Origin of the sequence: Streptomyces sp. NBC_00289, assembly GCF_041435115.1 — a bacterium.
Lineage (GTDB): Bacteria > Actinomycetota > Actinomycetes > Streptomycetales > Streptomycetaceae > Streptomyces.
Genome location: NZ_CP108046.1, coordinates 10,440,177 through 10,461,075, shown reverse-complemented (window position 1 = coordinate 10,461,075; position 20,899 = coordinate 10,440,177). Strand labels below are relative to the sequence as shown.

Genomic DNA, 20,899 nt, shown 5'->3' with positions numbered 1-20,899 from the left:
GAGGCTTCCCCGGTCTCCTCGGCGATCTTGAGGACCTGCAGGCTCCATTGCAGTGTGACAAGCTTTGCGATTTGTTTGCAGCTGTGATCTCATCAGGACGCGATCAGTCAGTCCGGATCATAGGCTTCTTCAAGGAGCCGGGTCGCGAGGTCGTCGGCCCACTCCAGGGCCCATGTGCGGAGAGCACTGATGGCGGCCTCGTCCAGGCCGTAGGCGGTGAAGGCTTCGTCGTCAGTCCACTCGGCGCCCGTGAGATTCGACTGCAGGTCCTCGCGCTCGAAGCGGCCGCGGGCGTGGCGGCGGCCGAACTCCTCAAGCTCGGCATTGGTCCAGCGGCGCGAGGCTGCGAACACGTCGATCAGATCACGGGGTGCTCCGCGGTCGGCCAGAGCGCGGACCTTGGTCCCGATCACGTCCTCCTCCGCGAGGACGGGCCCGTACGGGCTCTGAGCGACCGGCCGCCAGAAGATCTCCTTGAGGATGTCGACTTCGCAGTCTTGCCCGGTGGCCGGATCAGTCACGGTGAAGCGGGCAGACAGTGGGGCGGTCTCCAGCGCCTGCACCTGCCAACCGCGGGCTTCCAGGCCGGCGCGGAGCGTGGCCGCGATGTCGGCCATGGGCGCCGGGTTCTCGGTGGCGACGTCCAGGTCCTGGCTGGGGCGGTTCACGAGGTGGTGCGCCCGCACGGCGTACCCGCCGGTCAGAACCAGGGGGTACGCGGAGCCGAGGGCGATCACGTCCGCCAGGAGCCGCCTGTGCAGCTCCGGCATGTCCGTCACGCGGCTGCCTGGGTGCGGGAGGCGAGCTGGGGGAAGGCGTCTTCCCAGACGGTGCGCACGGTGCGGCCGACGAGGGTGCGCAGTACCGGCCACAGCTGAAGGAGCAGGTCCCGGTTGAGATACCGGGGCAGGTCGTCACGTAGGCCCTCGTGCAGGACGGTGCGGTACAGGCCCATGCGCTGACGAGGCTTGCTCATGTCGTACGAGGTCATCCCCGACCAGGCCAGGTGCAGCGGCAGCTCTACGACTCCCTGAGTCGGGCCGTGCAACTCGTCCAGCGACTCCGGCAGACGCAGCCGGAACTTCTCCCGATAGAGCGCGAGGTCCTCGGCGACCGCGCCCGAGAGGTCGCTCGCTGTGGGTGCGGGGTGCTGGGGGCTCGAGGGCATGAGTCCATTATGGCGGCCGGAAAAGTGGCGCGGGGGCGTTGTCAGACATCCCATGGCGTTGGGTGTCAACTCGTGGCGAGGTTGGCGTGGTGGGCCCAGGCGGTGGCCTCGTCGTAGCGGGTGCGGGTCTTGAGGCATCCGTGGAGGATGCCGACGAGGCGGTTGCCGACCTGACGCAGGGCGGGGTTGTAGTCGAGTTCGCGGGCTCGCTGCTTGTTGTAGTAGCGGCGGACTCCGGGTGAGTTCTGCAGCGCGCAGAACGCCTGGCGCTGCAGTGCGTCGGCGAGGCGGTTGTTGCGGACGAAGCGGGCCTGGACGGTGTGGCTCCTGCCGGAAGCGCGGGTGACCGGGCTGGTGCCGGCGTAGTTCTTGCGTGCCTTCGCGGACGCGTAGCGGGCGGGGTCGTCCCCGAACTCGGCGAGCACCCGGGCCCCGACGATCTCGCCGATGCCGGGCATCGACAGGTAGATCTCAGCGTCCGGGTGTGCCCGAAAATGTGCCTTCACTTCACCCTCCCTCGTGGTGTGGCCGATCATTCGGTGGGGTCGTTGGTGGTGTGGGGTGGTGCGGTGGCGCTTTCGGGGAGCTCTGGGTAGAGCTTGGCCATGCTTCCCTCCGGCAGGTAGCGGCGGGGAAGGCGATCCACTCGTCGTGCAGTTCGAAGAGAACGGCGGTGACCAGGCGCTCGAGCGCCCCGGGATTGGGGAAGACCTGTACGACGTCGGTGCGGCGTTTGATCTCCCGGTTCAGCCGTTCCAGGGGGTTGGTCGACTGGATCTTCTTCCAGTGCTGGAGCGGGAAGACCGCGAAAGCGGTCAGGTCTGTCTTCGCCGTCAGCAGCATCTCTTTCACCTTGGGGAACTGCTCGCCGAGCATGTCGGCAACGGTGTCCAGCTGGGTGGCGACCAGTTCCGCAGTGGGCTGGGCGAAGACGGTCCGGATCGTCGCGGCGACCATTTCACCAGCGCCTTTGGGTATGTGCGCGAAGCAGTTGCGCAGGAAGTGAACGCGGCACCGCTGATACGAGGAGCCCAGCATCACCTTGCGGATCGCCGCGATCAGTCCGCTGTGGTGGTCCGCGATGACCAGGCGGACGCCGCCCAGGCCGCGGGCACGGAGCGAGCGCAGGAACTCACTCCAGAACGCTTCGGTCTCGCTGTCCCCCACGGCGGTCCCGAGGACTTCGCGGCCGCCGTCCTCGGTGATGCCGGTGGCGATGACCACAGTCTGCGAGACGATCTGATGGTTCACCCGCACCTTGCAGTACGTCGCGTCCAGGTAGAGGTAGGGGAACCGGGTGTGGTCCAGAGGGCGGGTGCGGAACGCGGTCAGCGGCTCGTCGAGCTCGCCGCGGATGCGGGAGACCTCGCTCTTCGATATGCCACTGTCCCCGCCCAGGGCCTTGACCAGGTCATCGACCGAGCGGGTGGAGACCCCATGGACCCAGCAGTCCAGGTCGTGGCCGATGTTCGCGGCGAGCATCCACCCCTGGTTGACCTGCCACTTCTTGGACGGCAGGTTACGCAGGCCCATCGCCTTGTCACCACGCACGCGGTCCTCGACCGTGGCGTGGGAGCGGCTGAGGGCATCGAGCCACTGCGGCTGGTGGGAGCCGGCGATGCCCCACATGTGGCGGATGTTCGTGGCGACGATGCTGTACTTCCAGCCGGTCTTCTTCTCGAACGCGGTCAGCTTCTTGACCTGCCGCCCGGACGGTTTGACCCGGCGGACCAGCAGCCGCATCCCGTCCGGCCAGCCCGGCCGCCGGTTCAGCCCGGTCAACTCCGCGACCCCATAGCTTTCGTGGGGTGTGCCGTCCTGTTCGAGCAGCGCGTCCCAGGCTGCGGCCGGCAGTTTCACGATGGCCTGCTCGTCGTCGGCGGTGATGGTCCAGCCGGTCAGGTAGCGCACGGTGCGCCGGGCGGTGTTCAGCTTCTCCAGGTGCTCCAGCAGTTCGTGGGTGGCGCCCGCGCCGTCGACGCGGACCAGGATCTTCGCGCGGGAGCTGTCGGGGATCTGCCGAAGCGCGTCCGCGAGCACGGCGAGGTGGTCGGCGACCGTGTTCGAGCCCGCGTTGCCCTCGCGCAGCAGCATGGCCAACGACTCCTGGGTGTTGGCACACCACGCCGCGAGCGGGTGGAAGCCGAACGTCTTCTTGAAGGTGGCCGCGGCGCCCTCCTTCTTGGAGGACGCGTTGATGATCGTGGCGTCGATGTCGATCACGATCCAGCCGGTCAGCACCTTGCCGGCCACCGTCAGCCAGGGGAAGCCGCCGGAACGCAGCGCGAGCACGTCCCACACCCGGCGGCGTACCCGCGCGCGGGCTTTCGCGATCCGCCCGCGCGCCCGCCGGTCGAGGTCGGCCAGCAGACGGTGCGCGGTGGAGTCCGACGCGGCCGGGCCGAAGATCGCCTGGTGGTGGGCCTGGAGTTGCCCGGCGTCGGACAGGTTCGTCGCCCCGAGCACGATCGCCGAGGCCAGGCCCAGCAGCACGTGCGTACGGTCCCGCCAGTTCGCGCTCCCGCCTGCCGGCCACAGCCGCGCAAGCGCGGCGGTCAGCCCGACCTGGTCCGCGACCCGTGCAGCAGCACCCCGGCATGCCCGACCAGCCCCTTCCCATCAGCCGTCACAGACAGCCGCCGGTCCCACCCGGTACGCTCACTCACCAGAAAGGTGCACCTGACTCTTGCGCTGATACGACCTCGACACTCGCATCCTCGCAGGCCACGGGGCACCTTTCGCTAACTCCGAGTCAGACCGGCTCGCCCGGCTGAATACCCGAGGTTCGCTCTGCCACGCTGCGGACGAGCTCGATTCCGTCGGACGAGCGTAGTGACTCCAGCAGCCTTATCAGGTCAGACTGGGACAGGGCCATCACCTACTCCTCATGGTTGAACTGGGCGTTCACCAAGAAGAGTTACGTGATGGCCCTCCTCGCGTCAGGGAGCGTCGGACACCAGCAGAAGTGCGCCCCGGGCACCCGCCCGCGCACGCCCACAACTTGATCGGCTACACCACCAAGCGGGACATGACCAGCCAGCGTCGCACGTACAGCAGGACCCAGGACTGGGACGGATTGGACGGATCAGTGTGGGCGGCGACCGCCTTGAGTACCAGGTCCCACGGAACGCTGTCGAAGAATGCGCGGATATCCAGGTCGATGACCCAGTCCGCCTTCCAGCAGCGCTCCCGGCACCGGCCCACAGCATCAATCGCCGACCGCCCAGGACGGTAACCGTAGGAGTCGGGATGAAAGACCGGCTCGGCCTTGGCCTCCAGCACCCCGGCAACCACCGTCTGGGCTATACGATCCCCGATCGTGGGCACGCCCAATATCCGGACGCCCTCTTTCTTGGGGATCTCCACCGCACGCACCGGAGGCGGAAAATAGGTGCCGGAGGAAAGATGATTCCAGATCTTGTATAGATTGTTCTTCAGATCCTTCTCGAATTCTTCCATCGACACCGCATCCACGCCCGCTGCGCCCTTGTTCGACCTGACTTTCTCGTACGCCTCCCAGACGGAATGCTTGGAAATATTGAACGGCTTGCCTGACGCTTTCACCTCGTTCACACGACTCCTCCCGGGTAACGTCCGGTTGATCGAATAAACACAGTCACGAACGACCCGGCCCCTTCGCTCCGCCCCCGTTACAGGGGTTTCATCACTACTACGAGCCGGTCCGCCGGCGTACTTGGCGTCGGTACTCAGTCCCTCACGGCTTCGGACCGCCCGGGACGCTCCCTCTCTCCCCGCTCACCAGCGGAGACGTATCCAAGCCCGCCTTCTCCTGTTCCGTACGAAGGCCGCAGACCGGGCTCGCGTCGCCTGCATGCCGGACACCGCCTGGCCAATAAACGGGCACCCGCCAGACTCATCCCGGGACTGCCTTGACACCCCGGTTCTGATGTCGACTCTACTTTTCGACACGTCAGCAGCGATTCGCTTGCGCTCGCCTTCCCGATCCCCACCTGACGTCTCAATGGACGCCTTTTCCTCATCGTTCACCACGGCAGTCTTCAGCTAGCGCAGCATGAGGTGGTTTAAATTCTCCCCCCGCAGGGTGAATTTGAAGGGCCATACCTTCATCCTCCGTACAACATCGCTACAAGAAGAGTTCCTACATGCTTCTTCCTTTCACGTTCAGGACACAACAAGGCCGTGAAGTTACGGGCTGATCGTTGGCGTCAGGATGTTGATGCTGAGGGTGGCTTTGTAGGTGCGTCGGTCGACCTTGAGGCTTTTGTATGCGTATCGGGACAGGGGGCGTTTCACTGCGCGGGGGCTGACGCGGAGGCGGCGGGCGGGCATGAGCTGGTCCAGGACGGCTCGGCCGATCGTCCCGACGAGGTCGGTCACGGTGTCGGCGATGATGCCCGCGGCCTGGATGATCTGGCCGCGGGCGCATCGGAGCGCGACGCTGAAGCTGGCTCTGTCCGGGTCTGCTCCGGGTGTGGTCCCGGTGGCGTCGGCGATCGCGATCCGCAGGACCTGGTAGGCGCTCAGCAGAGCGTAGACCTCCTGGGCGATGCCGGCCCAGGTCTTCGAGCGCAGGACCCGGCGGCCCAGCATCGATTTCTTGATCGCGAAAAAGGCCGACTCCACTTCCCACCTCTCGTGATAGAGGCTGACCAGGTCTGATGCCGGATAGCGGTGGTGGTCAAGGAGGTTGGTGGCCAGCCGGTAGAGACCGGTCCGGCGGCCCTGGCTGGTGGTGATGGTGACCTCGCACTCGATGATGCGGACCTCGATGTCGCCGAAGCGGGAGAGGAAGGAGCCGTCGTCGTAGCGGGCCAGGACCGGCGGTCTGCGGGCGGCGGAGGCGCGGGCGAGGAAGGCGGCCTCGGTGGCGGCGACCGCAGCCAGGAACGTGTTCGAGGAGAAGCCCCGGTCCAGTAACACGATCATGCCGGTGTGCAGCGAGCGCATCAGCCGCTTGCCGTAGACGCTCTCGCCGCTGGACCGGGAGCCGAAGGCGGCGTACAGGGGGGTTAACCCTTGATCGTGGACACCCTGATCATTGGATCGTGAGGATCCGAAGAACAGGAGTTCCCGTTGGGGACGTCGAAGTACTCGCCTGAGTTCCGGGCCGATGCCGTCGCGCTGTACCGGGCCACGACCGGGGGTACCTACGCCTCGGTGGCCACGGACCTGGGCGTCAGTCACGAGACGCTCCGCACGTGGGTGCGCGACGCCGAGCCGGCCGCCCAGCCCGGTGCCGCCGAGGCGGGCGCGATGGAGAAGGAGAACCGGCAGCTGCGGGGGCGGGTGAAGGAACTCGAGCTGGAGCGGGAGATCCTGCGGAGGGCCGCGAAGTATTTTGCGGGCCGGACCAGCTGGTGAGCAGCCGCTTCCAGTTCGTTGACGATCATCGTGGCGCCTTCGGCGTCAAGCGGCTGTGCCGGATCCTGCATCTCTCGCGGTCCGGGTTCTACCGGTGGCTGGACGGCGCTAACGCGCGGGCCGGGCGGGTCCGGGCGGATGCCGACCTGGCCGAGCGGATCACCGCCATCCACGTCGAGTCCGACGGGACTTACGGCGCCCCGCGGGTCACCGCCGAGCTCCGCGAGGCCGGAGTACAGGTCAACCACAAACGCGTAGCCCGGGTCATGCGTGCGCGGGGGGGGCATCGTCGGCTTCCACCTGCGCAAGAAGGTCCGCACCACCATCCCGGAGCCGTCGGCGACACCGGTTCCCGACCTGCTGCGGCGCGATTTCACCGCGAAGACGCCGAACACGAAGTACGTGGGTGACATAACGTATCTCCCCGTCGGGAACGGCCAATTCCTCTACCTGGCCACGGTGCTGGACCTGTGCTCGAAACGCCTGGCGGGCTGGTCGATCGCCGACCACATGCGCAACCGGGCTGATCACCGACGCGCTCAAGGCTGCGGCGGCGGCCCGGGGCACCGACGGCCTGCACGGAGCGACCTTCCACAGCGACAACGGGGCGCAAGGTGGATTCAACTGGTCGTCGCAACACCCTGATCTCGGAGGTGTGCGACGTGGCCACGGCGGACTGGAGTTTGAAGACCAGCGATGTTCCGGAGGGGCGGCGTCGGCAGTGGCGCGCTGACCGTGCGTTGCGGCCGGCGATGCGTTCGCCGGGGCGGCCTGATCCTTCTCGGGTCGTGCAGCGCCAGTTCTGGCGACTGATCGCCACGGGGGTCACGACGGTGGAGGCGTCGTTGGTGGTCGGCGTGTCGTGGCCGGTGGGTGCGAGGTGGTTTCGTCACGCTGGCGGCATGCCTCCGATCTCGTTGGCCGAGCCCTCGAGCCGGTACCTCACGTTCGAAGAGCGCGAGGAGATCGCGATCCTCATGGCGATGAGCAAGGGCGTGCGCGAGATCGCCCGCGCCCTGGGGCGAGACCCCGGGACAATCTCTCGCGAACTGCGCCGCAACGCCGCCACGCGCGGCGGCAAGCAGGAATACCGCGCGACGGTCGCCCAGTGGAAGGCTCAGCAGGCGGCCAAGCGCCCGAAGAACGCGAAACTCCTGGGTAACGACCGGTTGCGTGAGTACGTAGAGGACCGGCTCGCCGGCAGCATCCGTCGCCCCGACAAGATGACCGTCACCGGGCCCAAGACGCCCGCATGGAAAGGGCTGAACAAGCCGCACCGTCAGGACAGACGTTGGGCGACGGCATGGAGTCCGGAGCAGATTTCGCACCGACTCCGTGTCGACTTCCCCGATGATGAGTCCATGCGCATCAGCCACGAAGCGATCTACCAGGCGCTGTTCATCGAAGGCCGTGGCGCGCTCAAGCGGGAACTGGTGACGTGCCTGCGCACCGGCCGGGCGCTGCGGGCTCCCCGTGCACGGTCGCAGAACAAGCCGCAGGGGCATGTCACCGCGGACGTCGTCCTCAGCGAACGCCCCGCCGAGGCCACGGACCGCGCGGTCCCCGGACACTGGGAAGGCGATTTGATTATCGGGACGGGCCGCTCCGCGATCGGCACGCTTGTCGAGCGCAGCAGCCGCTCCACGCAGATCGCGCTGGAGTCTTACGACCGGATCGTGGGCCTCGTCCTGGACCAGATCGCCGTCGACGGCTCGATCACCAAGGCCCCCGGCGGCGGCGAGGTCGCCGGGCGTTCCCCCGTGGACCGCGGCAAACAGGGCCTGAAGCGCTCGGGCATGACGGATGGTTACGGCATTCCGCTGGGCCGCGTCCTGGCCGGAGCCAACCGGCATGACTCCCCGCTGCTCGCTCCGACCCTGGACCGCCTGGACGACCTCGGACCGCTGCCCGATGACATCACCATCCATCTGGACGCCGGCTACGACTCCGACAAGACCCGTACTCTGCTCGATGAACGCGGCCTGCACGGCCGGATTGCGCGCAAAGGCGAAAAGGCGCCGGTCCAGGCAAGCTGGAGGTGGCACGTGGAGCGTACCCATGCCTGGCAGAACGCCTTCCACCGCCTCGCCCGCTGCTACGAGCGCCGGGCCACCGTCATCGACGCCTTCTTCGATCTCGCCGACACGATCATCACCGTCCGCAGCCTGATCCGCCAGGCATGGACAACCCACCGCTGGGACGAACGCCCCCACCGCCGTCCATGAGTACACGCTATCTGTGCGACCTCTTAGGGCTCGTAGCGAAACAAGTTATGAATCAGTCGCGCGGCGCGTACGTTTCCTGCTATGCCGATCGATATGGAGTCCCTGGCCCGGCGCTACGAGGCGATCCGGGATCACCTGACCGAGCGGCAGCGACGGTTGTGGCTCGGCAACGAGGCTCGTGAGCTGGGTGGCGGCGGTGCACGGATCGTCTGTGAGGCGACCGGGGTGTCCCAGGACACGATCCGACGGGGCCGCGGGGAACTGGACGATCCGCAGCCGCTGGCGGTCGGGCGGTCCCGGGGGCCGGGAGGCGGCCGCAGACGGGCCGAGGTCCTGGACCCGCAACTGGCCGTGGACCTGGATGCCCTGGTCGAGCCGGAGACTCGTGGTGATCCGATGAACCCGCTGCGCTGGACCACGAAATCGCTGTCGCACCTGGTTGCCGAGCTGGTCAATCGGGGACACCGGTGCACCGAGAACGTCGTGGCCCGACTGCTGCACGAGGCCGGCTACTCCTTGCAGGGCAACGCCAAAACCGTCGAGGGCAAGCAGCACCCCGACCGCGACGCCCAGTTCCGCTACCTCAACGATCAGGTCAGGGCGGCCCTCGCTGCCGGACAGCCCGTCGTGTCCGTGGACTGCAAGAAAAAGGAACTGATCGGGAACTTCAAGAACGTCGGCAAGGAATGGCGACCGCCTGGGGACCCGGTGAAGGTCAACGTCCACGACTTCCCCGGACCGGCCGGCAAAGCCATCCCCTACGGCGTCTACGACATCGGCGCCAACGCCGGCTGGGTCAGCGTCGGCATGGATCACGACACCGCCGCGTTCGCCGTGAACACCCTGCGGACCTGGTGGAACAACGTCGGCCGGGCCGCATATCCGCAGGCCACGACACTGACGATCACCGCGGACAGCGGCGGATCCAACGGCAGCCGACTACGGGCCTGGAAGACCGGGCTGGCTGCCCTCGCCGCCGAGACCGGCCTGTCGATCACCGTGCTGCACCTGCCGCCGGGTACTTCGAAGTGGAATCGCATAGAGCACCGGCTGTTCTCCGCAATCACCATGAACTGGCGCGGGACACCACTGACCAGCCACGAGGCCGCCGTTTCCCTGATCGGTGCGACGACGACCGAGACCGGCCTGACCGTGTCCGCGGCCCTGGACACCGGTGTCTACCCCACAGGCATCAAGATCAGCGACAAGGCCATGAAGGCCCTCCCGCTGACCCGTCACGAAACCCACGGCCAGTGGAACTACACCATCAGCCCACCCGCCGACACTCCCGAACCCGCAGACGTTAAATCACACTGAGCCCTTAGGTCCATAACATTGCTCACACTGAGCGTATGATGGCAGGTATGACGATGAAGGAGCGGGTTACCGTATCAATCCCAGCTGATCTTCTTGCCTGGGCTAAAGGCGCGTCCAGTGGAAACTTCTCTGCCTACGTCGAACGAGCTCTGCGTGCCCAGGCGCTCAGTGAGGCCTCGCAAGCCGTGGCCCAGTGGCGCGGGGACGCCACGGCCGCCATCGAAGAACTCGCTGACGTCTTTGGTGAGGAAGTCGCTTGAACGTCGCACGCGGCCAGGTGTGGCGAGTCTTGCTGGCCACCAAAACCAGAGCAGTGCTGGTCGTCGAGTCGGACGCGGCGATCAGAGCTCTGCCGGCCACGGTTGTCTGCATGATGATCGACGAGACCGGAGGTGCGCCCGACACCGTGATCACCGTTCCACTGGTCGAGCCGGTCGAGGGCGCGGCGGTTGCCGTCGATCTCGTGGCATTGACCGACAAGCGCATCCGTTCCGGCGCACTGATAGGAACTGTCGACTCCGTCACAATGGAACGGGTGTCATCGGCCCTGCGTGTCGTTCTCGACCTTACCGACTGAGCTCCTTCCGGGGGCGTTGTCATCTTTCGCCAGACGGACAACGCCAGCGGTGAGTCTTACGCAGTTCGGCGACCTGCTCGGTCGGCAGCGTCGTGATGCGAGTTGAGCGCGTCGGCGTTGACGGCCCGCCACAGGTACTTCTACTCCCCGCTGATCCCGCAGCAGCGAGCGGAGCTGGTTGGCGATACGGCATGGAGGAATGGGCTTTCCGGTGCGTATGTGGGTCTTCGAAGTCAAGCGGTGCGACATGGTCATGCCAACACGATGAGTCGTCGACCGGACGCCGCTCAGGCCAGTCGTTGCGCGGATGGCGCACCGCTTCAGCCGCCCGTCGGACAGCTGTCATGTACGCGTGCACCCGCTTAACTTCGAAGACCCGCATATGTGGCCGGTTGGCGGGTGAGCAGTAGGCCACCACCGCCCGCCCGCGCACGGAATGACGCCAGCTGTTTCATAGCGGCACGCGGTCACATGACGGTGCGCTGCCGACAGGGAAATGGGGCACTTCAGCGCGGCTGGGACAGCGGGCCCTGGGCGGTCGGCACCACCGTCTGGGAGAGCCGGGCAGCGGCCTGCGCCGACGTCTTCCACTTCATCGAGGTCGAGTACAACCGCACCAGGCTCCGCAAGCACCCCGACTTCGGGTACCTCATCCCACTCGAAACCCGCGCCCTGCTGCAGCAAGACCTCTGAGCCGCCCCGCGTAGAAACCCGCCGTTCAAGAACAGGGGAACGTCACATGTACTTGGGAAGGATGGTCTGGGCGACGATGTGACCCGCGGTGTCGTAGACGGTGACGCTGCGGACGAAGCTGTGTACCTGCTTCTTGTCTGACACGCTCAGATGCGGAAGCTTAGGGAGCTTGCTGGTGGCGTACCAGGCGCCCCAGCCGGGCTTGCCGGCGAGCTTCACCACGGTGCCGGCGATGGTGCCGTCCTGGGTGACGACCTTGACCCGGGCCGCGTCGCCCTTGCCCATGTAGAGCCCGGACAGGAAGTAGTTCTTGCCCACGGGTTCCTGCTGCATGCTGGCACCCTGGCCACCCATGTTGCCGTCGACCGCGCTACGGAACTGGCCCTCCGGCATATCCGGGGTGGACCAGTGCTTGCCGTCCTTGGTCAGCCACAGCTTCACCCCCGGGGCGGCCTGCACCCGCTCACCCGGCGCCACCACCCGCACCGCCGAAGCCGACGGGATCGTGGTTGCCGGACGCGCTGCGGTGTGGGTCTGTACCGGCGCGGCGATGTGAGGGGCGGTGATCGCCAGGGGCGCCAGCAGCAGGCCGCAGCCGACCGCCAGTCCTGCGGCCCGACGGCGGCGTCGTGCGTGGCTGGCCTTCTCGATGGCGGCCAGCGGGACGGGAGACGGTGTGATGTCGTAGGCGGCGTCGGCGAACACCTCACGCAGCCGCTCGGTGTCGGGCCGGGAAGTCATCGGCTTGCTCCAGAAGAAGTGGCGGGGGCGAAGAGGGGGTGGGCGCGCAGTGCCTGCAGTCCCCGGCGGGCGTGGGTCTTGACCGTGCCGAGTGAACAGTTCAGGACCTGGGCGATGTCCTGCTCGCTCAGGTCCTCCCAGTAGCGCAGTACCATCACGGTCCGCTGGCGGGCCGGCAGGGACGAAAGCGCCTGGGCGACTGCGGTGCGGTGTTCGACGTCCTCGGCGTGTCCGCCGTGCGAGCGGTGCATCGTCTCGGGAAGGAACGGCATCAGCAGGTGAGCGACGCGTTTCTTGCGGATCCGGCTGAGGTTGTTGTTGACCAGCGCGCGGCGCACGTACACATCGACCTCATCGCGCGGGATGCGTCCCCACCGGGTATGGACTTTGACCAGGGTGGTCTGCACCAGGTCCTCGGCCTCGTGAAAGTCGCCGGTGAGCATGTGCGCGGTCCGCACCAGCCGTGGCCAGGACACAGCGGCGAACTCGGCGAACTCGCCACGGCTCTCGTGCGTCACAACCAGCAGTTCCTTACAAGTGGGGCATACGCGGAGCGAAGAAGGTCGAAGAAGGTGGGGGCCTGGTCTGTGCCGGGCCCCCACCTAGTGGGGTCACATGTACTTGGGAAGGATGGTCTGGGCGACGATGTGACCCGCGGTGTCGTAGACGGTGACGCTGCGGACGAAGCTGTGTACCTGCTTCTTGTCTGACACGCTCAGATGCGGAAGCTTAGGGAGCTTGCTGGTGGCGTACCAGGCGCCCCAGCCGGGCTTGCCGGCGAGCTTCACCACGGTGCCGGCGATGGTGCCGTCCTGGGTGACGACCTTGACCCGGGCCGCGTCGCCCTTGCCCATGTAGAGCCCGGACAGGAAGTAGTTCTTGCCCACGGGTTCCTGCTGCATGCTGGCACCCTGGCCACCCATGTTGCCGTCGACCGCGCTACGGAACTGGCCCTCCGGCATATCCGGGGTGGACCAGTGCTTGCCGTCCTTGGTCAGCCACAGCTTCACCCCCGGGGCGGCCTGCACCCGCTCACCCGGCGCCACCACCCGCACCGCCGAAGCGGACTTGGAGGCCTTGGCCTTGGCGACAGCGGCCACCTGCGCAGTCGCCACCGAGGCCTTGGCCGGCGCGAACGCGTGCGCCATCGTCGGGACCCCCACCAGCGCGGCCGCGATCGCCGCGGCCGCCACGTACTTCTTCATCCGTGTCATGAATAAAATCTCCTTGCAGATCTCAATGAACAAGGTGGAGGGCGCCTCTCCACCCTCCTAAACCCCATCCACCCCAGACCTGGATGACACAAACCCGAAGATTTTTTCCGTCTCTCTCTGGCGCCTGCGCACACTGCATACAGCCCCCACACAGGGTCGGTAGAGCCGTCGTTTGCCAACACGGCCGCTCCAGCGAGTTCCACGGCGCTGGCCAACACGAACGAGCCGCAGCTCAAGGACGTCTGGAAGGGTTTCAGCTCAGCCCCTCCGGCTGGCGGTCGGGGCGCGTGAGGCGACGCAGTCCCGTGACGACCGACCGTCACTCTGTCCTCGTCGCCGCAGCGATCCGGTCGGCATACGCACGGTACGCCTTGCGTCCGGCCGGGGTGGAATCGTCGCTGACGAGGGTGGCGCACTACTTCAGCGCGGACTCATGGAGCGCAAGCGGAGCGGTAACGCGCACCGAGTAGCCCTGCCCGCGGCGAATGATCCGGCTGCTGCGCAGCGCCTCGTGGACGGCGGTGTCCCGCACGCCCTGAAGGTGTTCGGCGAGCAAGCCGGCACGTCGATGGTGTGCGGCCGCTCGGGCGCCTGTTCCTGGTCCTCGACCTGGCAGGCCACGCCGTCGAGTTCTTCCAGGACGTCGCCAACGTCGCGGGCGCCGGCCGCGTCGAGCACTCTACGGATGGTCTTGGGTGCGACGCCGTGCTGCCGGGCGAGCGCTTTCACCGCGGCGCCGGCGCGGTACGCGTTCGCGGCCTCGGCGGCCTGATCTCCGTCGAGCGCGGCCGGGCGCCCCAGGGTCCTGTCCGCAGCCTCGGCGGCGGCGACGCCTTCCTTCGTGTTCTCCGAGATCATGTCGCGCTGGAACTCCAGGACCCCGGCGAGCATCGTGACGAACAGCTTGGTCTGCGGGTCCTCACCGCGAGATCGAAGCCGGACCATGCGCCGGTCGCAATGCGCAGGTGCAGGCCGCGCCGCCCAAGGACCTCCCGGATCTGGATGACGTCCTTGGTCGAGCGGAACAGCCAGGCGGCGTCCGCGATGCGGATGGTGTCGCCGACCGCCGCCTCGTCGAGGAGCCGGCGGAACCCGGATCGGTTGACCGCGTAGACGCGGGACGACGTGGCCGGGTCCTCGTACGGTGGCTTGATCGCCTGCGGGAGGGAGGGGAGTTGGCGGGGTGAGTGGCTTTCAGGTGACGGGGTGTCCGAGGGTGAGGGCGGCTTTGCGGAAGCGGTCGAGTTTGTCGGCGGGGACGGAAAGGCGGGTGGCGAGCGCGCGGATGCGCCGGTCGCTGGCCAGCAGTGCGCAGGTGGCTGTGTCCGCGCACTCGATGAGGTGGACGGGTCCGAGATCGCGGGCTGCGCTGACGCGCCGCTCGGCGTCGGCCAGGAGCGTGGCGACTGTGTCCGGTAGGGCGGTGGCGGCGTGGTCGAGGTAGGTGCGTAGTTCGGCGAGGTTGCGTCCGGCGTGCACGGCGGCCAGCAGCGAGGCGGGGCTCAGGGCCCAGGTCCGGTCGCCGGTGCGGGTGGCGAAGGCGTTTAGGAGCAGGGCCTGGGCCGGGGGGAGGCCGTCGAGGGCGACCAGGTCGTGGTTGGCGAGGACCTTCAGCCCTGTGGCGCCCCCGGCGGTGGCCGGTTCGGGGGCCGGCCCGGGGAGGTAGGTGGGGGTCTGGCCGGTGGCGTAGGCGCCGAGAGGGGTCAGGCGGATCGCGCGCAGGCCGTCGTAGCGGCTGAGCCGCTCCAGCCAGTCGCCGCCCCAGTTGTGCCGGTAGTCGTCGCGCGCCCCGGCAGGGTCCACGTACTCGACGTCGATCAGCCCCAGGGGTGCGGCGTACTCGAACAGCACGGCCATGGTGTAGCGGCCCTGGAGCAGCGCCCAGGGGTGGTGGCCGTCGTAGCCGAGGCTGCCGTACTCGGGGTCTTCCAGGTAGAGCTTCCACAGAGCCCGTTCGGAACGTGCGACCGAGGGGTTGTGCCCCGCTGTGCGCATGGTGGTGAAGAGCTGGTCGACGGTGGTCCACTCGCCGGCGGCCAGGGCAGCCAGCGCGGCGCCGACGTGGCCGCGCCGTGGCTTGAGTGCGCTGAGCACGTTCGCGGCGCGCTGCCCTTTGACCGCTTCGACGCGGGAGAACTCGTCCAGGATCGTGCTGGAAAGCCAGCGTTGCCACAGGTGGGCCAGCACCTGGTGCGCGGGCTGGGTAAGGGCCTGCCGGCCGCGCACGGTCAGCGCGAGCTTGCCTGCGGCCAGCTGGGCCAGGCCGCCGGCCTGCAGGAGCAGGGGCCAGGCGAAGGCGGCTATCGGCTCATCGGCGTAGAAGTCGCCTGCGTCCAGTACCTGGGCCACCTGGGCGATGGTCGCGGCAGACGGGCGAACTGTCTTGGCGCTGCATTTCACCCGGCCCGCGGCGCACAGTTGCAGCAGGGTCCGCAGATCGGCCTGGGCTCGGTGTTCGGTGAGGCGGATCTGCGGGGTCTCGGTGTCGTGCGGGTGGGTCACATCGGCCCCGAGGCGAGAAGGTAGTGGTAGTTGCCCGCGCCGCGGGTGCGCTCCAAGGTGGCCAGCACCGTGCGAGCGTCGTCGCGGGGACCGTTGAGATAGAGTGACTGAGGGGCCTCGCGTTTTCCGGACAGGCTTCTGACCGTTTATTTCACGCGGCGATTCGCAACTTCTCGTACTCGGCATGGACTTCGCGTGGAGGGCGGTACCCCACCGCCGAGTGGAGGCGTTTGCGATTGTACCAGAATTCGATGTAGCGAGTGATGTCCTGCCGGGCGACCTCGCGGGTCAGGTAAGTCACCCTTGATACGCGCTCGTTCTTCAGGGCGCCGAAGAATGATTCGGCCATGGCGTTGTCGAAACAGATCCCGGTGCGGCCGGCAGATCTGCGGAGCCCGAACCGGTTTAGCGTCCTCCCGAACTCGGCTGACATGTAGTTACTTCCGCGATCCGAGTGAAATATCGCGTCGGCCGAGAGGTTCCTGTTCCGTGCCGCGTTACGGATCGCCTTGGATATCAGTGGGGTTTGGTAGTGGTCGTCCATCGCGTAACCGATGACTTCCTTCGTGCAGCAGTCGATTACCGTCGCGAGGTACAGCCAGCCTTCCCCGGTCCCGATATAAGTAATGTCACCGACGAGCTTTTCGCCGGGTGCGTCCGCGGTGAAGTTGCGGCCGACGAGGTCCGGCACTTGGCCGGCCGCGGCCTTGGTGAGGTTGAACCTCTTCGGCTGTGGCTGGCAGGACTCAAGTCCCAGCTCGCGCATCAGGCGGCGGACCAGTTCCAGGCCGACGCTGATGCCCCAGCGGTGCAGCTGGGCTTGGATGCGACGGTGGCCGTAGGTGCTGTCGGAAATGTCGAAGGCTTTCTTGATGAGCAGTTTCAGTTCCTCGCGCCGCTGTGCCGTCGCGGATTCCGGGCGGGATCGCCAGTCGTAGTAGCCGGATCTGGAGACGCCGAGTCTGCCGCACATGAACTCGACGCTGTATGCGCACTCCGCAGTGTCGAGCCGCATCTCATCGATGAACTCGTACTTGCTTGCTACCGGGGATCCTTCGCGAAGTACGCCGCGCATTTTTTCAGGAAGGAGTTTTCCATCTCCAGCTCACGGTTCCGCCGTTCGAGTTCCTTCAGGCGTACCCGCTCGTTCACCGTCAATTCTGCATCGGGAGCCGGTTCCTGCTGCTTCTGGTGCTTCTTCACCCAGCCGCGTAGCGTCTCCGAGTTCAGCTCAAGCTCCCGGGCAACTTCGGAGATCGTCTTGCTTGACCTCAACGCGATCTGGACTGCTTCCTCACGGAACTCCGGCGAGTACTTACTGGGTGGCGGCACTTCTTCCTCGTTTCCTGTTCAGGACAACCCTATTGGGTCCCTGTCCGGAAACTTCGGGGCCCCTCAGACTGTATAGCTGCCCCTGCTCGGGGCATGCCTGATCTTCGGTCGGCGGGACCGGTGGAGATCAGGTGGTGGCGGGCGTCCAGGGTCTGCCTCGCATGGCCTGGCTGAGGACGTCGAGCATGTTCTGGCCGTGACGGTCGGCGGTGGCCAGGTAGGTCCGGATCGCCGCGAAGTCCTGAGCCCCGCGCAGGGTCCGCAGGCTCCCGGACACCTTGATCCGCAGTTTCGCCATCCTGATCGTCTGCTCGGCCGGGTTGTTGTCGAAGGGCAGGTCCAGGTCGTGGACCCAGCGCAGGTAGTCGTCCCAGCGGCTGTGCAGTCGCTTGAAGAGCGCGTTGTGCTTGCACTCGGTCTTCGAGGAGCGTGCGACCGTGGCCTTGACCCCGTCGCGGACCGCCGTCCGCAGCGCCTTCAGCTCCCCGGCCTTGAGCCGGTCCGCGATCCGCTCAGCGCAGGCGGCGTGGGCAGCGTCGGCTGCCCTCTTCAGCGCCAGCAGCGCGTCGATGGACCGGTAGGCCGCGCAGCGGGCCTGTCCGGACCCGCATTCGGTGACCGCGACCAGCTCGCGCAGGGCATGCGCGGAGCACAGCGCGTGGGTGGCCTCGGTGTAGGTGTCGTACGGGGCCCAGGCGTCGTGCATGGCCACCCCGCGAAACGCGGGCAGGATCCCCGCGGCGTCGATCGCCTGGGTGCCGCGCCGCCGGTGCACGCTCAGGTGCACGAACATCCCGGTGGAGGCGGAGTGCAGCCAGTGCAGTCGGCCGGCGGTGCGGAACCTGGTCTCGTCGAAGAACGCCAACGGCGCGGCCCACCCGCCCGGCGACCAGGCGGCCGAACGTGTCCAGGGTCTTCGCGCAGCGGCGCACCCAGCCCGCCACGGTGGCCACCGCGACCGGAGCACCGAACAGGTCAGCCAGCGCGCGGGCAGTACGGTCCTTGGACAGGAACTGCCCATGCATCAGATACACCCCGACGGCGGCCAGCCGGGGCCCGTACTGCACCGGGGCGGCCCCGTCCGGAGCGAGGGCCCGGGCCTTCGTCCCGCAGGCGCACCGACCGAGAGCAGCCGGTGCTCGGTGACCCGCGGCCGTATCTCCTCGGGCAGGTCGAAGACCTGGCGGCGCTCCACCGAGACCACGGGCGCGTCGTCGAGGCCGGCCCCGCAGCCGGTGCAGGGCCCGGGCCGGTGAGTCACGGTCTCATCCGGGGTCTCGGTCTGCCGCAGCGTGGTGCCCGGCTGCCCCTTCGGACGGCCCGGGCCACGCCCGGACTTCCCGCGCAGCGACCTCGGGGCGGGCTTGGCCAGGCCGTCCGAGGACGGCGGCTTCGAGGAGTTCGAGGAGTTCTGGCCCAGCCGGGCCTCCAGATCCGCGATCCCGCGCTGCCGCCAACTCGGCGCGTACCGTGGTCAGCTCGCTCCGCAACTCAACTACCAGCGCCACGACTTCCTCATAGCTGGGGAGCAGCGCGACTGAGGACATGAGACCCAATGATCACGAAACCGGGCGTCGAGAGCAACTCGCCTACCAGTGACCAGCTATCCAGTCACGAGATAGAAAGGCATCCCCTGGTTCCCGAAGCCGATCTGCGGTAGCGCGCCGGCTGGTTCCCCCAGCACATCGGCGGCTTGTGTGAAGCCGGGGGCCGGCTCGAACCCGAGCTCGTGGGCGTAGGCGACGGCCCCGTAGACGATGGCCTGGGCCTGCTCGATGCCGATCGGCAGGGAGGGTTCCTCGAACGCGCTGTAGTCATGGTGCGGGGCTCGATCACGTTCTTGACGCCCAGGCAGTACACGTCCACCAGCACACCGGTCACCCTCACCCGGCTTGCCCGCTCCCGGCGTGCCACCAGCACCTGCGCGAACCCCGCCCCGGTTGCCTCCTCACTCGCTGAGGGATCCTGCGCCGCCCACCCAGGGCAGGCCGACAGGTCCAGCCCGCTGCTCCAGCCCGGGCTCACCCAGCAGCCCACCACCGGCCGGTCTCCCGCTTTAACCGCCTGGTCGGCTGCGGCGGCCCGCCGCACCAGCACCCCCGTCTGCCCGGGGCGAAGCCCCAACGCCCTCGCCACCTGCTTGGGACCGCTGCCGGCTGCCCGCAACGCCCGTACCCGTTCCAGCAGCTCTGTGTCATCGTCTTCGCGCACCGCGCCATTGTGCCCGACCAGCCCGAACCCCTTCGCCGCCGACCGCGGACCCCGGCGGCGCCTGGTACCGTGCCCGGGCACGACCTGGCAGGGCGTCAGCAGTCCGCCCAGCGGCGGTAGGCCTCGATCCATTGCGCGCCGCTCGGTGCGGGAGTGGGCAGGGGCAGATCCAGAAGTCCGATGGCCTGCCGCTGTCTACCGCGGGCGCAGGCCGCCACGATCCCACTCGCGGTGAGGTCGACGCCGATGACGCTCACCTCCACTCACGGGACCGTCGTGGCGAACGCATGGCCAGATGCTCCTCGACCATCGTGAACAGGCCCGACTTCCTCGTCCTCGCCGTAGGCCCTGAAAACCAACTACCCGTTTTGCGGTGTTTTGTACTGACTGGTTCGCGGTGCTCAGCGCGTGGGACCCCTATGGGCGGATGCCGTGGGTTGCCTCGTTGGGGCTGGTGCGGTCGTGTCGGACGTGGGTGACGTGACCGCACGAGTCGTGTTGACACCCCGCGTGTCCTTGACGAGGCCGGGCGCGTTGAGCAGGCGACACGACGCGTGCAACGTGTTGGCGGTCTCGATCTGTCTCTGCCCGGTGGCGGGTCGGGCCGCGCTATTACCTGGCGCACCGGCCGGGTGACGCGGCGGCCCCGGGACGTCATGGCAAAGACCCCGGGGCCGTCTTCGTGTCTGACCGTGCCGGGCCACAGCCCCGGGCTGGCATAACCGGGTCGACGGGTGCCGGTCCACGCCCCCTGGACCAGGCCTGTTGCCGAACTGTGCGGCGCTCCGCGCTCCGCGCTCTGGTCGGGCTCGGCGACTTCGCGCGCCTGGGGTGCGACACGGTCGCGGGGGCGGGACACTGCCCATGCTGGACTGGTTTTTCCGGCCCCGGCCGGGCAACAGACAAGGGGGCCTGTCATGGGCTCAAGTGGGTGATGTGCTGCGGTTCGCCGGCCCGCAGGGTCGGGATGGCCGAGCAGCGGGCGGTGGTGACCGTCGTGCTGGGCTCAGACGGGCAGCCGCCGTACCGGGTGCAGTACGAAGACGGCCGCCAGACGGAGATCTTCCCCGGCCCGGGCTGCTGTGTCGAGACCGGTGAGGCCCACCGGGTCTCCCCGCGCGGGGACTGACAGGGCGGTGCGGCATGCCGCGGCGGCTGATGTCGGTGGAGCTGACACGGACGGATATGTGATCTCGTGCCCCGGGTCGGATGTGGTCGGGCGCGGGCCAACCGAGTCGGACGCGTGGCGGGATTTCTGGGCTGCGGCGCGGGCGAGCTGGACGCCGCCGCCCACAGACGGACTGCCGGCAGCCTCGGGTGACTGGCTGCCTCCGCGCCGGTTGACCTGGCGAAGGATCCACACGATCCGGGTGCGGGACCTGTTCGGCTGACCCGCCAGGCGGCTTCCCCGGCCGATATTCCCGTGTGCCGCGGTCCACCCTGTGCTTCAGCCACAGGGCGGTCGTGCCATGTCTGCGGCCTCGGCCAGAGCGCCGGACGGGGAGGATGCCGGGGCCGGGGCCCCGACCGCAGGCCCCATATCAGACGGGTGGATGTCATCGCCTCCTTGATGCGC

General features: G+C 67.8%; 19 protein-coding genes and 7 pseudogenes. 9 read left to right on the top strand and 17 right to left on the bottom strand.

Annotation, left to right across the window (positions count from 1 at the left end; translation table 11 throughout):
* Positions 1 to 107 precede the first annotated feature (107 nt).
* The 7 genes and pseudogenes from OG985_RS47950 to OG985_RS47920 all read right to left on the bottom strand — a co-directional run bounded on the left by OG985_RS47950 (position 108) and on the right by OG985_RS47920 (position 6,334).
* Positions 108 to 770: a nucleotidyl transferase AbiEii/AbiGii toxin family protein gene (locus OG985_RS47950; protein WP_371674205.1), complete on the bottom strand. Its 663-nt coding sequence runs from the start codon at positions 768 to 770 to the stop codon at positions 108 to 110.
* 5 nt (positions 771 to 775) lie between these two features.
* Entirely contained in the window at positions 776 to 1,168 is a 393-nt protein-coding gene (locus tag OG985_RS47945; RefSeq protein WP_371666466.1) for a hypothetical protein, read from the bottom strand.
* Positions 1,169 to 1,233: 65 nt separating this feature from the next.
* A pseudogene (locus OG985_RS47940) lies at positions 1,234 to 1,692 on the bottom strand (transposase); the annotation flags it as partial.
* 8 nt (positions 1,693 to 1,700) lie between these two features.
* Positions 1,701 to 2,608, bottom strand: a pseudogene (locus OG985_RS47935) (IS256 family transposase); the annotation flags it as partial.
* Positions 2,609 to 2,668: 60 nt separating this feature from the next.
* Positions 2,669 to 3,706 (bottom strand): annotated as a pseudogene (locus tag OG985_RS47930) (transposase); the annotation flags it as partial.
* Between the two features lie 471 nt (positions 3,707 to 4,177).
* Positions 4,178 to 4,741, bottom strand: coding sequence for a reverse transcriptase domain-containing protein (locus tag OG985_RS47925; protein ID WP_371666468.1), 564 nt, complete (start codon positions 4,739 to 4,741; stop codon positions 4,178 to 4,180).
* A 594-nt stretch (positions 4,742 to 5,335) separates the two neighbouring features.
* Positions 5,336 to 6,334, bottom strand: coding sequence for a transposase (locus tag OG985_RS47920; protein ID WP_371666469.1), 999 nt, complete (start codon positions 6,332 to 6,334; stop codon positions 5,336 to 5,338).
* Between OG985_RS47920 and OG985_RS47915 the strand changes: the two are divergent.
* From OG985_RS47915 to OG985_RS47885, 7 genes and pseudogenes are all read left to right on the top strand, one after another.
* Positions 6,224 to 7,190 (top strand): annotated as a pseudogene (locus tag OG985_RS47915) (IS3 family transposase); the annotation flags it as partial. The gene OG985_RS47920 and the pseudogene OG985_RS47915 sit on opposite strands and share 111 nt — an antisense overlap.
* Positions 7,191 to 7,413: 223 nt before the next feature.
* Positions 7,414 to 8,157: pseudogene (locus OG985_RS47910) on the top strand (IS30 family transposase); the annotation flags it as partial.
* Positions 8,158 to 8,736 (top strand): annotated as a pseudogene (locus OG985_RS47905) (transposase); the annotation flags it as partial. It abuts the pseudogene before it with no gap.
* An 81-nt stretch (positions 8,737 to 8,817) separates the two neighbouring features.
* Positions 8,818 to 10,011, top strand: a pseudogene (locus tag OG985_RS47900) (ISAzo13 family transposase); the annotation flags it as partial.
* 89 nt (positions 10,012 to 10,100) lie between these two features.
* Complete coding sequence (locus OG985_RS47895; RefSeq protein ID WP_371666470.1) at positions 10,101 to 10,313, top strand: type II toxin-antitoxin system CcdA family antitoxin; 213 nt, start codon at positions 10,101 to 10,103, stop codon at positions 10,311 to 10,313.
* Entirely contained in the window at positions 10,310 to 10,630 is a 321-nt protein-coding gene (locus tag OG985_RS47890; RefSeq protein WP_371666471.1) for a type II toxin-antitoxin system PemK/MazF family toxin, read from the top strand. Before OG985_RS47895 ends, OG985_RS47890 begins: the two co-directional genes overlap by 4 nt.
* A gap of 471 nt (positions 10,631 to 11,101) precedes the next feature.
* Positions 11,102 to 11,323 (top strand): hypothetical protein, encoded by a 222-nt coding sequence (locus OG985_RS47885; protein ID WP_371666472.1) that lies wholly within the window; start codon positions 11,102 to 11,104, stop codon positions 11,321 to 11,323.
* A gap of 42 nt (positions 11,324 to 11,365) precedes the next feature.
* Here OG985_RS47885 and OG985_RS47880 read toward each other — a convergent pair whose 3' ends face one another.
* From OG985_RS47880 to OG985_RS47840, 9 genes are all read right to left on the bottom strand, one after another.
* Positions 11,366 to 12,064 carry a hypothetical protein gene (locus OG985_RS47880; protein WP_371666473.1) on the bottom strand — a complete coding sequence of 233 codons (699 nt, stop codon included), beginning with the start codon at positions 12,062 to 12,064 and terminating at the stop codon, positions 11,366 to 11,368.
* On the bottom strand, positions 12,061 to 12,582 hold the full coding sequence (locus tag OG985_RS47875; RefSeq protein WP_371666474.1) for a SigE family RNA polymerase sigma factor: 522 nt from the start codon (positions 12,580 to 12,582) through the stop codon (positions 12,061 to 12,063). The genes OG985_RS47880 and OG985_RS47875 overlap by 4 nt, the downstream gene beginning before the upstream one ends.
* A 93-nt stretch (positions 12,583 to 12,675) precedes the next feature.
* Complete coding sequence (locus OG985_RS47870; protein WP_371666475.1) at positions 12,676 to 13,278, bottom strand: hypothetical protein; 603 nt, start codon at positions 13,276 to 13,278, stop codon at positions 12,676 to 12,678.
* 420 nt (positions 13,279 to 13,698) lie between these two features.
* Positions 13,699 to 14,223, bottom strand: a complete 525-nt coding sequence (locus OG985_RS47865; protein ID WP_371666476.1) for a recombinase family protein — start codon at positions 14,221 to 14,223, stop codon at positions 13,699 to 13,701.
* Complete coding sequence (locus tag OG985_RS47860; RefSeq protein WP_371674206.1) at positions 14,133 to 14,432, bottom strand: recombinase family protein; 300 nt, start codon at positions 14,430 to 14,432, stop codon at positions 14,133 to 14,135. The genes OG985_RS47865 and OG985_RS47860 overlap by 91 nt, the downstream gene beginning before the upstream one ends.
* A 40-nt stretch (positions 14,433 to 14,472) precedes the next feature.
* Positions 14,473 to 15,780, bottom strand: coding sequence for a helicase-associated domain-containing protein (locus tag OG985_RS47855; protein ID WP_371666477.1), 1,308 nt, complete (start codon positions 15,778 to 15,780; stop codon positions 14,473 to 14,475).
* Between the two features lie 151 nt (positions 15,781 to 15,931).
* Positions 15,932 to 17,112, bottom strand: a protein-coding gene (locus OG985_RS47850; protein WP_371666478.1) for an IS3 family transposase whose coding sequence is annotated in 2 segments (ribosomal slippage) — positions 15,932 to 16,848 and positions 16,848 to 17,112 — 1,182 coding nt in all. Because the reading frame shifts where the segments join, the coding sequence is not laid out codon by codon here.
* 127 nt (positions 17,113 to 17,239) lie between these two features.
* Positions 17,240 to 17,977, bottom strand: a complete 738-nt coding sequence (locus tag OG985_RS47845; RefSeq protein ID WP_371666479.1) for a transposase — start codon at positions 17,975 to 17,977, stop codon at positions 17,240 to 17,242.
* A 159-nt stretch (positions 17,978 to 18,136) separates the two neighbouring features.
* On the bottom strand, positions 18,137 to 18,532 hold the full coding sequence (locus OG985_RS47840) for a DUF6444 domain-containing protein (protein ID WP_371674706.1): 396 nt from the start codon (positions 18,530 to 18,532) through the stop codon (positions 18,137 to 18,139).
* Between OG985_RS47840 and OG985_RS47835 the strand changes: the two genes are divergently transcribed.
* Positions 18,477 to 18,653 (top strand): hypothetical protein, encoded by a 177-nt coding sequence (locus OG985_RS47835; RefSeq protein WP_371666480.1) that lies wholly within the window; start codon positions 18,477 to 18,479, stop codon positions 18,651 to 18,653. The genes OG985_RS47840 and OG985_RS47835 overlap by 56 nt on opposite strands.
* 765 nt (positions 18,654 to 19,418) lie before the next feature.
* Here OG985_RS47835 and OG985_RS47830 read toward each other — a convergent pair.
* On the bottom strand, positions 19,419 to 19,586 hold the full coding sequence (locus OG985_RS47830; RefSeq protein ID WP_371666481.1) for a hypothetical protein: 168 nt from the start codon (positions 19,584 to 19,586) through the stop codon (positions 19,419 to 19,421).
* A gap of 704 nt (positions 19,587 to 20,290) precedes the next feature.
* Here OG985_RS47830 and OG985_RS47825 point away from each other — a divergent pair.
* Positions 20,291 to 20,452 carry a DUF1918 domain-containing protein gene (locus tag OG985_RS47825; RefSeq protein ID WP_371666482.1) on the top strand — a complete coding sequence of 54 codons (162 nt, stop codon included), beginning with the start codon at positions 20,291 to 20,293 and terminating at the stop codon, positions 20,450 to 20,452.
* Positions 20,453 to 20,899: the final 447 nt, after the last annotated feature.

Coding starts and splice junctions, on each gene's coding strand:
- OG985_RS47950 (WP_371674205.1), bottom strand. CDS start 770: ATGCCGGAGCTGCACAGGCGGCTCCTGGCGGACGTGATCGCCCTCGGC.
- OG985_RS47945 (WP_371666466.1), bottom strand. CDS start 1,168: ATGCCCTCGAGCCCCCAGCACCCCGCACCCACAGCGAGCGACCTCTCG.
- OG985_RS47895 (WP_371666470.1), top strand. CDS start 10,101: ATGACGATGAAGGAGCGGGTTACCGTATCAATCCCAGCTGATCTTCTT.
- OG985_RS47885 (WP_371666472.1), top strand. CDS start 11,102: ATGACGGTGCGCTGCCGACAGGGAAATGGGGCACTTCAGCGCGGCTGG.
- OG985_RS47880 (WP_371666473.1), bottom strand. CDS start 12,064: ATGACTTCCCGGCCCGACACCGAGCGGCTGCGTGAGGTGTTCGCCGAC.
- OG985_RS47870 (WP_371666475.1), bottom strand. CDS start 13,278: ATGACACGGATGAAGAAGTACGTGGCGGCCGCGGCGATCGCGGCCGCG.
- OG985_RS47865 (WP_371666476.1), bottom strand. CDS start 14,223: ATGGTCCGGCTTCGATCTCGCGGTGAGGACCCGCAGACCAAGCTGTTC.
- OG985_RS47825 (WP_371666482.1), top strand. CDS start 20,291: ATGGCCGAGCAGCGGGCGGTGGTGACCGTCGTGCTGGGCTCAGACGGG.